Origin of the sequence: Parasphingomonas halimpatiens (assembly GCF_036663795.1) — a bacterium.
Classification (GTDB): domain Bacteria; phylum Pseudomonadota; class Alphaproteobacteria; order Sphingomonadales; family Sphingomonadaceae; genus Sphingomonas.
Map to the genome: position 1 here is coordinate 1 of NZ_JAXOJP010000021.1, position 12,788 is coordinate 12,788.

14 protein-coding genes and 1 tRNA gene are annotated in these 12,788 nt (G+C 62.2%); 7 read left to right on the top strand and 8 right to left on the bottom strand.

The genetic code is table 11. The features are described 5' to 3' along the window. The 5 genes from U1839_RS18120 to U1839_RS18140 all read left to right on the top strand — a co-directional run. The coding region (locus U1839_RS18120) for a 4Fe-4S dicluster domain-containing protein (protein ID WP_332804987.1) at window positions 1-328 on the top strand (328 nt) is incomplete at its 5' end. A 21-nt stretch (window positions 329-349) separates the two neighbouring features. Further along, window positions 350-751 (top strand): succinate dehydrogenase, cytochrome b556 subunit, encoded by a 402-nt coding sequence (sdhC, locus tag U1839_RS18125; protein ID WP_332804988.1) that lies wholly within the window; start codon window positions 350-352, stop codon window positions 749-751. Between the two features lie 19 nt (window positions 752-770). Continuing rightward, window positions 771-1,142 (top strand): succinate dehydrogenase, hydrophobic membrane anchor protein, encoded by a 372-nt coding sequence (gene sdhD / locus U1839_RS18130; protein ID WP_332804989.1) that lies wholly within the window; start codon window positions 771-773, stop codon window positions 1,140-1,142. Between the two features lie 93 nt (window positions 1,143-1,235). After that, the gene (locus U1839_RS18135; RefSeq protein ID WP_332804990.1) at window positions 1,236-1,703 is read left to right on the top strand and encodes a CBS domain-containing protein; all 468 of its coding nucleotides are present in this window, start codon (window positions 1,236-1,238) and stop codon (window positions 1,701-1,703) included. 348 nt (window positions 1,704-2,051) lie between these two features. Next, a complete protein-coding gene (locus tag U1839_RS18140) occupies window positions 2,052-2,567 on the top strand; it encodes a hypothetical protein (RefSeq protein ID WP_332804991.1) in 516 nt (171 codons plus the stop codon). A 283-nt stretch (window positions 2,568-2,850) separates the two neighbouring features. On the opposite strand, the gene U1839_RS18145 is transcribed toward U1839_RS18140, so the two are convergent. The 6 genes from U1839_RS18145 to U1839_RS18170 all read right to left on the bottom strand — a co-directional run bounded on the left by U1839_RS18145 (window position 2,851) and on the right by U1839_RS18170 (window position 8,025). Then, window positions 2,851-4,080, bottom strand: coding sequence for a tyrosine-type recombinase/integrase (locus tag U1839_RS18145; protein ID WP_332804992.1), 1,230 nt, complete (start codon window positions 4,078-4,080; stop codon window positions 2,851-2,853). Window positions 4,081-4,243: 163 nt separating this feature from the next. Further along, window positions 4,244-4,318: transfer RNA gene (locus U1839_RS18150), tRNA-Glu, on the bottom strand. 78 nt (window positions 4,319-4,396) lie between these two features. After that, a complete protein-coding gene (locus U1839_RS18155; RefSeq protein ID WP_332805057.1) occupies window positions 4,397-5,770 on the bottom strand; it encodes a class II 3-deoxy-7-phosphoheptulonate synthase in 1,374 nt (457 codons plus the stop codon). A gap of 94 nt (window positions 5,771-5,864) precedes the next feature. Beyond that, window positions 5,865-6,047: a hypothetical protein gene (locus U1839_RS18160; RefSeq protein ID WP_332804993.1), complete on the bottom strand. Its 183-nt coding sequence runs from the start codon at window positions 6,045-6,047 to the stop codon at window positions 5,865-5,867. A 49-nt stretch (window positions 6,048-6,096) separates the two neighbouring features. Continuing rightward, entirely contained in the window at window positions 6,097-6,435 is a 339-nt protein-coding gene (locus U1839_RS18165; RefSeq protein ID WP_332804994.1) for a hypothetical protein, read from the bottom strand. Between the two features lie 162 nt (window positions 6,436-6,597). After that, window positions 6,598-8,025 (bottom strand): 8'-apo-carotenoid 13,14-cleaving dioxygenase, encoded by a 1,428-nt coding sequence (locus U1839_RS18170; RefSeq protein WP_332804995.1) that lies wholly within the window; start codon window positions 8,023-8,025, stop codon window positions 6,598-6,600. A gap of 45 nt (window positions 8,026-8,070) precedes the next feature. Here U1839_RS18170 and U1839_RS18175 point away from each other — a divergent pair, with 45 nt between their 5' ends. After that, on the top strand, window positions 8,071-8,661 hold the full coding sequence (locus U1839_RS18175) for a TetR/AcrR family transcriptional regulator (protein WP_332804996.1): 591 nt from the start codon (window positions 8,071-8,073) through the stop codon (window positions 8,659-8,661). Window positions 8,662-8,987: 326 nt separating this feature from the next. Here U1839_RS18175 and U1839_RS18180 read toward each other — a convergent pair whose 3' ends face one another. Together U1839_RS18180 and U1839_RS18185 are read right to left on the bottom strand one after the other, a co-directional pair. After that, entirely contained in the window at window positions 8,988-9,722 is a 735-nt protein-coding gene (locus U1839_RS18180) for an imm11 family protein (RefSeq protein ID WP_332804997.1), read from the bottom strand. Between the two features lie 335 nt (window positions 9,723-10,057). After that, complete coding sequence (locus tag U1839_RS18185) at window positions 10,058-11,074, bottom strand: HEAT repeat domain-containing protein (protein WP_332804998.1); 1,017 nt, start codon at window positions 11,072-11,074, stop codon at window positions 10,058-10,060. Between the two features lie 224 nt (window positions 11,075-11,298). Here U1839_RS18185 and U1839_RS18190 point away from each other — a divergent pair, with 224 nt between their 5' ends. Then, window positions 11,299-12,633 carry an amidohydrolase gene (locus U1839_RS18190; protein WP_332804999.1) on the top strand — a complete coding sequence of 445 codons (1,335 nt, stop codon included), beginning with the start codon at window positions 11,299-11,301 and terminating at the stop codon, window positions 12,631-12,633. Window positions 12,634-12,788: the final 155 nt, after the last annotated feature.

Genomic DNA, 12,788 nt, shown 5'->3' on the forward strand with positions numbered 1-12,788 from the left:
AAAGGAACGACTGCAATCGCCGGAGGAACGGAGCAAGGTCGATGGCTATTATGAGTGCATCCTCTGTTTCTGCTGCACGTCAGGTTGCCCGAGCCATTGGTGGAACGGCGATCGTTTCCTGGGCCCCGCAGTGCTACTGCAGGCCTGGCGCTGGCTCGCCGACAGTCGCGACGAGGCGACCGGCGAACGACTGGACGCGCTGGAAGATCCATTCCGGCTCTATCGCTGCCATACCATCCTCAATTGCACCCGGACCTGTCCGAAGGGACTCAATCCGGGCAAAGCGATTGCGGAAACCAAGAAGCTCCTGATCGAACGCCGAAGCTGATTGCGAAGGAAGAAACCGACCATGTCCGGCCCCCTGGCAAAACGACCGAGACCGCTGTCTCCGAACGTGCAGATCTATCGGCCGCAGCTCACCTCAGTCCTTTCGGTCCTTAACCGGATCACGGGTATCATCTTGAGCCTCGGCGCGGTTGCGTTGGTGGTCTGGTTGCTGGCGGCGGCGGCGGGACCGCAGGCCTTCTCGGTTGTCCAGAGCGCTATCACATCCTGGGCCGGCAAGATCGTGCTGTTCGGCGTCACCTTCGCCTTTTTCCTGCACTTCTGCGGCGGCATTCGGCACTTGGTCTGGGATACCGTCCACGGGTTCGAGCTGCGATCGGTCTACATATCGGGATGGGTGGCCGTGGCCTCCAGCGTCGTCCTCACGCTGGCAGCCTGGGTTATCAGCCTGTTGATGGCGGGATAGAGTCATGAATTGTCACGATATGCGCTCGCCGCTGGCGCGTGCGATTGGCCTCGGCTCGGCCAAGGATGGCGTCAGTGCTTGGTGGGCCGAGCGTGTCTCAGCCGTCGCCCTAATACCTCTGACATTGTGGTTCGTTGTGTCGATTATCGTGCATACCGGCAGCGATCACGCCGTTTTTGTCAGCTGGCTGAGGACTCCGCTCGCCTCCATCCCGATGGTCCTGCTGCTGATCGCTCTCTTTTATCACGTCGCGCTTGGCCTTCAGGTCGTGATCGAGGACTATGTCCACTCCGGAATCAAGTTCACAGCGGTGATCACGATGCGTCTCGTATGCTTCGCCATGGCTACCGCGGGCATCATGGCTACCCTGCGAATTGTTTTCAGCGGTTGAGAGCGACGATGCGCTCTCAACCGAAATTGTCGAGAATCAGTGCAGCGAACCCGGCCCGATCGAAGGAAGCGGCTGCCAAGTAAGGGACGTAGCATGACGAATTGGCCAGCGAATAAGACCCTCGTCGTCGAAGGGCTGCTTCCCAAGGCACGCGAAAGGCTCGTGATTATCGCAGATAATGTGACATTGATTGAGGCAGCGGCGCTTCTGCGGCCGGGGATCGAGCTCGTGATCGTGTGCAATGCGGCGGGTCTTCTGGTCGGCGTCATCACGAAAACGGACATCGTCAATCAGATCAGCCGTTGTCAGGGGGCGAGTTGCGTAGCAGCCGCCGCTGTTGTGATGACCAGTAAAGTTCTGCTCTGCCAACCCGCGGACTCCCTCAGCGACGTTTGGGCGCGGATGAAAGAGCGGGGCCTCAAGAATGTTCCTGTCGTGGATGACGAGTCTAGGCCCCTTGGTTTGCTCCATGCGCGCGACATTCTCCAGATCCTGTTGACTGACGCAGAAGACACCGAAGCGTTGCTGCAGGATTACGTGATGGGCGTGGGCTATCGTTGAGCCTGAAGACGCAACGCCTATCCGTGCCGCAGCGGCGCTTTTAAATAAGGCAGCTAATTATTATAATACTGACTGGCCTGGGACATCGCCAGACATGGCTAGGGGTGAGACATTTGCTGAAAGTTTTGCGGCATATTACCATGACTTTTTGACTAACAGGGTCGGTACAGCGGACGCGTCAGGGCATTGGGTGACAAATGGCGACCCGACCCCTCGATTTCATAGCGCTACCGCAGGGAGTGCCGCCAGGTTCGATCTTGACTGGGCGATCCTCGCTGTCCAACTATTGGAAAAACTGGTCACCACCCGCCCCGCCCCATTCGGATTGGGCTAGCGGTAGGAAAACTGATGAGATCACAGTTATTTTTCGTATTTTTGACGCTTGGTGGATGTGTAGCACAATGCCACGCGAGCGTATTAATACAAACGGATGATCCGACGAGCGGCTATATTCAGATGAATGCAGATCGCCAAGTTTTTGTTTATGATGATACCACGCCCAGTGTGTCTACTGTCTATTTACGAAGTGATTCGAATTATTCTCTAATTGTAGAGCAAGCCGGAGGGCTGGAGCCAGGCGAGAGAAAGCGCCTACGGTCTTCCTTCGGAGTATACGAGATGGATAATGATGGATCGTATCATATTCCTATAGTTATTTTGTCTTCAAACGGTGCATCTGAGTCATCTACGCTCACCGTCAGCAGAAATAACTTAGAATATAAATGTTACAATAGGATGCTTTTTTATAAGGGCTTTGGCCATCACATTCTTCTTTTGAAAAAAAACACCAGATTGGTAAATGTATTGGTTTATGAATATTCTATTTTTTTGTTAGTTTATATTGAGCTACCGCCGTATCGGTGATTAGCGTAATTGTGGTAGACATTCTTTTGCTTAGATGCGGATTGTCTTTCTGTTCGGAACCCCTGTTCTGCTGATGATTAAGCCGGGTGGGATTACCTATTGTGTGGAAACGAAAATATAGTCGCATCGGCGCCGAACAACGCGCCCCAAAAAGAGATTCGCCCCTGTTGTCGCGCCGGATCAGGCGGCGATTACCCGTACAGCGAGAAAGCAACCGTTGAACTGCTGCACGTTTCGTGAGCACAAGGCTCGGTTATATCTAGAGGAGTGGATTTGCCGGCGCTCATCGCTTTCTGCTTTCCCCGAACGTGCCTTTGATGACAGTGGCGCCATCCCGCAGTAATTCAAGGTGGTCCGACCAGTACTCCATCATGCGCACGCGCTCGTCCCAATATTCGCCACGGGTATAGGCGCGGCGAACGACATTATTGTCGCAGTGCGCAAGCTGGCGTTCGATGGCGTCGGGATGCCACAGTCCCATCTCATTGAGCAGCGTCGCTGCCATGGCGCGAAAGCCGTGTCCGGTCATCTCGTCCTGAGCGTAGCCCATGCGGCGCAACGCCGCGTTGATGGTGTTTTCCGACATCGGCCGGTCGACCGACCGAAGCGACGGGAACAGGAAAGAGCTATAGGCCGCATCATGCTCGATCGAGGCGATGATATCGAGTGCCTGACGGGTGAGGGGGATTGCATGGGGGCGCCGCATCTTGGTCTTGTGCGGCGGGATCGTCCAGATCGCCTTGTCGAGGTCGAAATCCGCCCATTCAGCAAAGCGCAACTCACCCGGCCGCACGAACACATGCGGCAGCAGCCGGAGTGCCGCACGGGTGTTCGGATAGCCCTCGAAGCATTCGAGGGCGCGAAGCAGCGCACCGGCTTCCTTGGGTGTTATGATCGCGGCGCGGTGGACAGGTTTGGGTACGATCAACGCTCCGCGTAGATCAGCTGCGACATCGCGCTCCGCCCGTGCGGTGGCGATGGCATAGCGGAAGATCTGCGAACAGGTACTGCGTAGCCGCTTGGCCGTCTCGTAGCGGCCCTTGCTCTCCATCTTGCGCAGCATCACCAGCAGTTCCTGTGCCGAGATGGAAGCGACAGGGCGCTTGCCGATGGATGCGTTGATGAAGCCCAGCAGCCAGCGCAGCTTCTTCATCGTGACCGGTGACCGGCCTTCCTTCTCCAGCTTGGCCAACCACTCATCGGCGACAGCCTTGAAGCTGTTGGAGGCGGCTACGGTAGCGGCAATCCGATCGAGCTTGATCCGCTCGGCCGGGTCATCGCCGCGCGCCAGGACCTTGCGTGCCGCATCCCGCTCGGCGCGGGCTTCGGCGAGCCCTGTATCGGGCCAGACACCGAAAGACAGCGTCTTCTGTTTGCCCAAATGGCGATAGTTCATGCGCCAGTAGCGAGCGCCGGATGGCGTCACCAGCAGGTAGAGGCCGTCGTTATCGCTCAGTTTATAGGGCTTCTCGCGATTCTTGGCCGCTTTGATCGCAACGACGGACAATGCCATGATGGTATCTCCAACCGGGCGACCGGCGCGCTGCCATCAGAAATACCATCAGATCGTTGGTATGTGGTGGTATCGCGCCAGTCCGATTGAGACGAGCATACCACAAAAAACCCCAGAAAACAGCCATTTGCGGCACATTCTGGCACCCCTTGGGAGGGTGAATTGGTGACCCCTACGAGAATCGAACTCGTGTTTTCGCCGTGAGAGGGCGACGTCCTAACCGCTAGACGAAGGGGCCATGCGAAGGCGCGAAAAGGGCCTTTAGGTGGCGGGGGTGGGGGCGTCAAGAACGAACGCTACCACCCGCGGCCGCGCCTTACGCCGCGACCTTCTTGCGCTCCGCCATCTCGACATTGAGCATCTCGGCCAGCAGGAACGCCAGTTCGAGGCTCTGGCCTGCATTGAGCCGCGGGTCGCAATGCGTGTGGTAGCGGTCTGCGAGCGATTGCTCGGTTACGTCGACCGCGCCGCCGGTGCACTCGGTGACATTCTGCCCGGTCATCTCGGCATGGATGCCGCCAGCGTGCGTGCCTTCGGCGCGGTGCACCGCGAAGAAGCCGCGCACCTCGGCCAGGATGCGGTCGAACGGCCGCGTCTTGTAGCCATTGGCCGCCTTGATGACGTTGCCGTGCATCGGGTCGCAGCTCCACACCACATTATGACCCTCGCGCTGCACGGCGCGGACCAGCTTGGGCAGACCGGCCTCGATCTTGTCATGGCCATAACGCGTGATCAGCGTCATGCGCCCCGCCACGCGCCCCGGGTTGAGCGTGTCGAGCAGCCGCAACAGATCGTCGGGCTCGAGGCTCGGTCCGCACTTCACGCCGATCGGGTTGCCGATGCCGCGCAGATATTCGACATGCGCGCTGCCGGCGAAGCGCGTGCGGTCGCCGATCCACAGGAAATGCGCGCTGGTATCGTACCAGTCGCCGGTCAGGCTGTCCTGCCGCGTCAGCGCCTGCTCGTACGGCAGCAGCAGAGCCTCATGGCTGGTGTAGAACTGCGTCTGGCTCAGCTGCGGCACGGTGTCGGGGCTGATGCCGCACGCCGCCATGAACTCGAGCGCCTCGCCGATCCGGTCGGCGGTCTCGGCATATTTTTTCGCCCACGGGCTGCGGCCCATATAATCGTGCGTCCAGCGATGCACCTGGGTCAGATTGGCATAGCCGCCATTGGCGAAGGCGCGCAGCAGGTTGAGCGTTGCGGCGGATTGCAGATAGCCCTGCAGCATGCGCTGCGGGTCGGGCGCGCGGCCTTCGGCGGTGAAGGCGATGTCGTTGACATTGTCGCCGCGATAGCTCGGCAGCTCGACGCCATCGATTACCTCGGTATCGGCCGAGCGCGGCTTGGCGAACTGCCCCGCCATCCGCCCGACCTTCACCACCGGCAGCTTGGAGGCATAGGTCAGCACCACCGCCATCTGCAGGATGACGCGGAAGGTATCGCGGATATTATTGGGGTGGAACTCGGCGAAGCTCTCGGCGCAGTCGCCGCCCTGCAACAGAAAACCCTCGCCGGCCGCAACCTTGGCAAGGTCGGCGGTCAGGTGACGCGCCTCGCCGGCAAAGACCAGCGGCGGATAGGTGCCGAGCAGATCGGTCGCCGCCTTAAGCGCGGTCTTGTCGGGATAGGTCGGCAGCTGGCGGGCCTCGGCCTTCGTCCAGCTATCGGGGGCCCAATTGGCGGCCATCATGTCTTCCATTCGTTACGGGGCAATGCGCGCGCCCCAATGCGCCGAATCGGCCGGAGTCGCAACGAAGGAAAAATTGGGCGAGGGGCGGGGTTCAGCGCATCGCGTCGCCGCGCGGCAGGCGCTTCCCCTTGGTCCGGCTGGTCAGGTGAAACTGCCGACAACGGTCGCAGCGATAGGGCAGGAGCATCAGGCCGGTACGCTGGCCCGCCGCGGTCGCTTCCTCTTCGGAGGCGAACCGCAGCTTCCGGATGCAGACACTCAGCCGGGTACGCATCGGTGTGCCTCCGCCGGCGGCCGTTCCCGGCCATGGCGCGACGCCGCACTCACATCCCGTTGCCGGTCGCCCCGTCCGCAGCCTTGCCCGGCGCCGCCGTCTTGAGCACCTGGATCACGCCGTCATCGAACAGCACCAGGATCCAGTGCCGCCCGTCGCCACAGCGCGCTTCCCACGCCGGGTGGCCCTGCACCGGGTCCTGCGTCACCGACGCGGCGACGTTGTCGCAGGTGAAGCCGGCATCCTCGATCGCGCGGTAGAAGGTCGCGTTGCGCTGCTGCTCGGTCAGCTTGTTGATCGCCGCCAGATAGTCGGTCTTCGCCGCGGTCGCGCTGGGTTTCGGCTGCGGCGGCGATGCGTTGCAACCCGCCAGCAGGAGGGTGGTCAAGCTCAGCGTGAGGGGGAGACTTTTCCGCATCGCGAATCCCTTGCAGCAAGAGCAGCAGGTCCTGCTCAAGTCGGTGCAGTCTCGGCCACAAACGGGGTTGTAGGCAATGCGTGATTTCCGTGGTCGGGCCGCTACGCGGCGGCGCGACCACGGCGTCGGGGCCTAATTCCCCACCCAGTTCCCATGAAACCCCGGCGGCACGCGGTGCGGGATGCGGATGCTCGCCTGTGGCTCCCCGGCAAAATCGCGCGCGTTGAGGATGACGAGGTCGGTCGTCTCGGTCGGCAGGTCCACCACCAGCCCGATCAGCCAGCCCTCGTCCTCGCCGGCATCGTCATGCGCCGGCACGAAGACGAACTCGCCGGGGTGGCGGCCGGGGCCGAAATCATGCGTCTCGCGCGTGCCCGCTTCGAGGTCGTGCTTGTACAGCCGCGTGTCGGCAATGGCGAAACTGTCCGCCGGCAGCGCCATCGTATAGGCATAGCGATAGGGCAGGCCGAAAAGGCGCTCGTCGGGGCGGGGAAATTCCTGCTTGTCGCCATCGATCACGCGCCGCGCCACGCTTTTGGCCACCGGGTCGATCGTCCAGCGCTCGAACTGGCCCGACGCATCCGGGCCCTGCCGGCTCTCCGCGAACATGGTGGCATAGGCGACGACGTCCATCACCACCGTGCCGTCGGGCGCGTCAAAGGCATTGGCGACGTGGAACACGTAAGCCGGGTCGACCTCGCACCAGATCACATCGTCATTGCCGCCGTCGCGCGGCAACAGGCCGACGCGCGCCTGGTGCTGCGGGTTCCAGCTGTAGGGGAAGCGGTGCCCGGCGATCATCGCCTTCATCGAGAATGTCACCGGCAGGTCGAGGATCACGGCGTAACGCGCAGTAATCGCGCAATCATGGATCGAGGGGCCATGCGACACCGCGATCGGCACCTCGCGCACGACATGCCCCTCGGGCGACAGCACGACATGGCGGATCTCGTTAGGGTTGGTCGCCTCATAGGCGATGGCATGATGCTCGCCGGTCAGCGGGTCGCGGTGCGGATGCGCGGTGAAGCTGCCGGCCAGCGTGTCGTCGAACGGGTTGAAGGTCTGCTCGTCGAGCGTCTCGCTCAGCTCGACCGGATAACTCCCCGCCTCGACCAGCGCGAAGGTGCGACCGGCGATGCCCAGTACATTGGTGTTGACCGTATCGAACCCGCCATGGCGCGGCCCCGGCGCCGGCGGCACATCCAGCGCGGCGGCCACCGATCGCGACTTGATCCAGCGATTGCGATACCACAGCGCCTCGCCATGCTTCAGCGCGACGCCGTGCACCATGCCGTCGCCGGTGAACCAGTGATAGCTCGCCGGGTCGGCGGCGATCGGGTTGGGCCCGATGCGCAGATAACGGCCGTCGAGTTCGGTCGGGATCGTGCCGGTGACGTCAAGACGTTCGATCGTCTTCTCCTCGGTCATCGGGCGGTGGATGCCGGTCAAAAACGGGTGCGGCGTCGTTGGTTCGGGCAGGCGCTTGCGATTGAAATCGGCCAGCGCGCTCACGCCCAGCCCAACCGTCTTGCGGATGATGGTTTCGACGCTGCTTGCCACGACGACTCTCCGATGCCAGATGTTTACGGCATCAACATAGCATCAATGGTAACAGTGTCAACATCACCGAAGCGTTCCTATCATCATGGCGATCTGCACGCTGCGGCGATCGCCGCCGGGCTCGAGCTGCTCAAGAGTCGCACCGCCGACGATCTCGGCCTGCGCGAGGTCGCGCGCGCCGTCGGCGTCAGCGCCACCGCGCTTTATCGCCATTTCCCCGACAAGGGCGCGCTGCTCGTCGCGCTGGCGCGTGAGGGCATCCGCCTGCTCGGCGTGGCGCAGCGCGCGGCGAGCGAGGCGGCGGGCGGCGGAGCGCCCGGCTTCAACGCGACCGGCTCCGCCTATGTCCGCTTCGCGCTCGCCAATCCCGCGCTGTTCCGCCTGATCTTCGCCAATCCGATGCCGATCGATCTGCAAGCGCCGGGGCCAGCCGATCCGGCCCCCGACGACGCGATGGCGATGCTCCAGGCCAACGCCGCCGCGCTCGCCCCGCCGGGCATCGATCCGCGCATCTTCGCGCTGCAATCCTGGTCGATCGCCCACGGCCTGGCGATGTTGATCCTCGACCGCCAGGTCACGCTCGACGACGCGACGATCGATGCGGTGATCGACAGCCATATGGCTGGGGCAGGGTGAAGGTGCTCGTTGCCAGGCTGGCGAAGGCTGGCGTCCCGTTGGGATAGTCGTTGTAACGAAGCGGGATGGCCATTTCTGCAATGGGTCCACGACTGCTGCGACAAGCCGTTCCCCACAGCGGCTCAAGACGATCACCTCGCTTCGCGGCGCTTCGGGATCCGGCGAGACGGCAAGAACTCGTTCACGCGAAGGCGCGAAATTTGCGCCGCTCGCCCTTCAGGCGGCTTGAGTCGATCGGCCGGCCTGGAAATCGAAACGTGATTGATCGCAAAATCAATAGTTTAGGATTGAACCGGCTCCGGAGAAAGCCTTCTGTCGACAGTCTGCTAGACTTCGATCATCGGGTAATGCCTCGGTATGCGCAGACCCGCGTCCGCTATCTCTGCCTGCAACCTGTCAGAAAAGCAGAGGAGGAAGCTCCCAATTCGCCGCTCCTGCCACAGGTGCGCGTTGGACATGTCGGCTTTGCGGAAGGCGAGTCCGCGCACATGCGCCGGCCTATCCGAATGCCAAAATTGATCACTGCTCTTCCTGAATGAAGCCTTGTCGCTTCGCTCCTCCGAGAAGCTGTCGAGGCGTTGCTCGACTACGAGCAGATGTCGTGGATCCGGGAGGTGGGCGCCCCGGGATCTTCGAACCTCGATCGGGAAGAATTGGTGCACACCGGGTTCGAGCCACTCGATGAAAGATCTCATCGGTTCATCCACCGTCAGAACGGGGCCCGAAAATGTCGCGAGGGAGGCAAGATTCCCGCAGTTGCCCGTGGCCCGAAAGTATCGTGGTATTTCGTGGCTTTGGATGGGATCCGCGGATGGGTCCTTGATGCCGGCGAAGAATTCGCGGCGCAGCGAGAACTTGTTGACGGCGTGGCACGCATACCAGTGCGCGCCATTGCCCCTTTCATCTTCGAAGATCGCCTGCTGGGTCGGCGACATCTCATCGACGAAGTGACGCGCGAGGCGTTTGCGCCAGCCGTCGGAGGCGATGTCGGCCTGGCCCTCGAAATCACCTTCGAGATAGAAGCCATTACTTCCTGGCGGATGGACCATTCCCCAGACCATTTCGGCTTGCCTCGACTTGAATTTTCACCCGTCGCGCAGTGATGCGCTGCTCGCCCAGTATCGGGAACTCCCTAAATTTGGCTTGCTGCATGCCGAAACGGGCCGACGGCATTCCGCGGTGCGAAGCACGTGCGAGTAGAAATCAAACCAAAACCCTTGGACCAGCAAATCCTGGATCGCGCCGCAATGACGAACGGGATAACTGCCTTTGGGGCGGCTCCCGCCGGGCAACTTCCCGTCCCCATGCCTTGCGGCCGGCTTTCACGTGGAGCGCATCGATCGATGCTGCCGGAACGGGGAAAATTGGAGGGCTCCAGACAGTCCGGGTTTAGACCTCACAGTATCGTCCATAACCAACGGGCCGCGAAATAGATCAGCCACGATGCGGCAATGGCAGCCATAGTCACCAGAAACTGGATCTCCGCGGAAACCGGTTTATCGGGCGCACGGTCACGGGCGGCAAGCCGGCCACGATACTTGTCGCTGAAACCGCAGCGCACGTCGTAGGGGATGGCATAGTTTAGAGACAAACGTTCGCGCACTCTCTTCGAGGAATCCTTGCGGAGGATGTTCATCGATGTTGCATCGATCCCAATGTTCGACGCCAGTTCACACCGGACCTCGACGTCGCCATCCCTTGCGAGCGAAGCCATCGTGACCGGATCGAGCTTGCGATGTCCTGCGATCAACCGCCTCGCCCTCGCATCGTCGTGCGCCGCGTACAGGCGCGTCACCTCGGGCGAAATGTCGCTGGATTGAAAAAGACCAGCGAAGCGGCTGGCGCCGTGCTTCTCGATGGTCATCACGAGAACGTGCACGCTCGTCTCGTCTTCGGCTTCGCAGGCGCGTTCGATCAGCGACAGGATTTCGCCCTCCATCTGCTCGTAGAACATTCCCCGTTGCCGCCGCTCCAACATCTTTGCGAGAATGGGATCCTCGGCACCGGAGATCCCGGCAACAACCGATTCCGGCGTCTGGAGATTTCGCGCCACCGCGCGGCGAACTTCGACGGTGCGGTCACTGGCCAGCGCCATCAAGGTGGAGACCGGGGTTCTCGGCGACTTCGCGACGGCGGCTCGGATGCGCCAGTCCGCGTCCTTGGCCATGTCCTCCAGGATGGCCGGCAAGGCGCGTCCATGCCTGACGAGGCCGAACCTGGTCTCGTGGTCCGGATCTTTGGCAAGCCGGTTCAGGCCTTGCAAACTCAAGTGCGAATTGCGGACTATCGCCCTGCGAACCCGCGGATGCGGATGATCGAGCAACGCGTCCAATATCGCCATGCTGTCCGTCGTCTGCGCGAGAAGAACGGATTGCTTTAGGCTCAGGCCGTTGAAATCCCGCGATCGCGACATGGCGATCCCTTGGCATAAAGAATTTAACGAACGCAGAACTTGATTGTTTTCGGTGGTTAATCCCGATCCTCGGTCGTCAGACCACGCGCGACGATTCCACCCGCCAGCCAGTTGCACCCCACGCCGCCAAGCGCCTAGGCTCGCGCGCATGAAGATGGGGAGCACGGCGCAATCATGATCGAGGCAAGATTTTTCCCGCATGCCGTCATGCCGGCGCGCGCCGCATGAAGACGCTGTCGCTGTCGGTCGCCACGGCGCTGCTATGCGGTGCATCCTCGGCCTATGCCGCCGCCCCGGCCGCGCCCGCTACGCCCGCCGCTGCCGCGATCGAGGCGGCGATCCGCCATGACTGGCCGGCGCTCGATGCGCTGTACAAGGATCTGCACGCCAATCCTGAGCTCGGCTTCCAGGAACGCCGCACCGCCGCGCTGCTCGCCGCGAAGATGCGCGCGCTCGGCTTTACCGTCACCGAGGGTGTCGGTGGCACCGGCATCGTCGCGCTCTACCGCAACGGCGCCGGCCCCGTGGTCATGGTCCGCACAGAACTCGATGCCTTGCCGATGCAGGAAAAGACCGGGCTTCCTTATGCCAGCCAGGTGCAGGCAACGGGCGCGGACGGCAGCAAGAGCTTCGTCGCGCATAGCTGCGGGCATGACAATCACATGGCCTGGTGGCTCGGCACCGCCGAGGCGCTGCTGGCGATGAAGGATCGCTGGCACGGTACGCTGATGTTCATCGGCCAGCCCTCGGAAGAGACCGTCCAGGGCGCCAAGGCGATGATCGCCGACGGCCTGTTCACCCGCTTCCCCAAACCCGACTTCGCCTTTGCCGCACATGTCGGCAGCGCGCCGGTCGGCATCGTCTCAGTCAAGGACGGTGTGGTCAGCTCCAACTCGGATGCCGCCGAGGTGATCTTCCACGGCCGCGGCGCGCACGGCTCGATGCCTTCGGCGTCGATTGACCCGGTCGTGATGGGCGCACATTTCGTCAGCGATGTGCAGAGCGTGATCAGCCGGCAGAAGGAAGCCGGCACCTTCGGCGTGGTGACCGTCGGCAGTTTCCACGCCGGCACCGTCGGCAACATCATCCCGGACACCGCCATCCTCAAGCTCTCGCTGCGCTCCTTTTCGCCCGAGATCCGCGCGCTGCTGCGCGACGGCGTCACGCGCACCGCCAATGCCGTGGCGGCGATGGCGGCGGCGCCGGCGCCCGAGGTAAAATGGGGCGGGGGCACCAGCGCCGTGGTGAATGATCATGCGCTGGTCGAGAAAGTCGGTGCGGCATTACGCGCCGGCGATACCGCCGACAGCATCGAGCTGGTCCCGACGACGGTACCCGGCTGGTCGGCAAGCGAGGATTTCTCCGCCTTTGTCGAAGCCGGCGTGCCGGGGGTCTATTTCTCGATCGGTGGCTATGATCCCGCCGTCATCAAGGCATATGAGGCAAAGGGTGAGCCGGTACCCACCAACCACTCCCCCTATTTCGCGCCCGACCACGACAAGGCCATCCCGACCGGAATCAGGACGCTGACGCTCGCGGTGCTCGCCGTGGCGGGGTAGGGCGGGCTACCGACAACAGTTTTCCTTCCCCGGCGAAGGCCGGGGCCCAGTTGGATGGCGGATATTGTGAGCGGCAACGCCCGTCGCGGCGTCCCCCAACTGGGCCCCGGCCTTCGCCGGGGAAGCCAGTAAGGCAGGGCGGCTACGAATTAGCG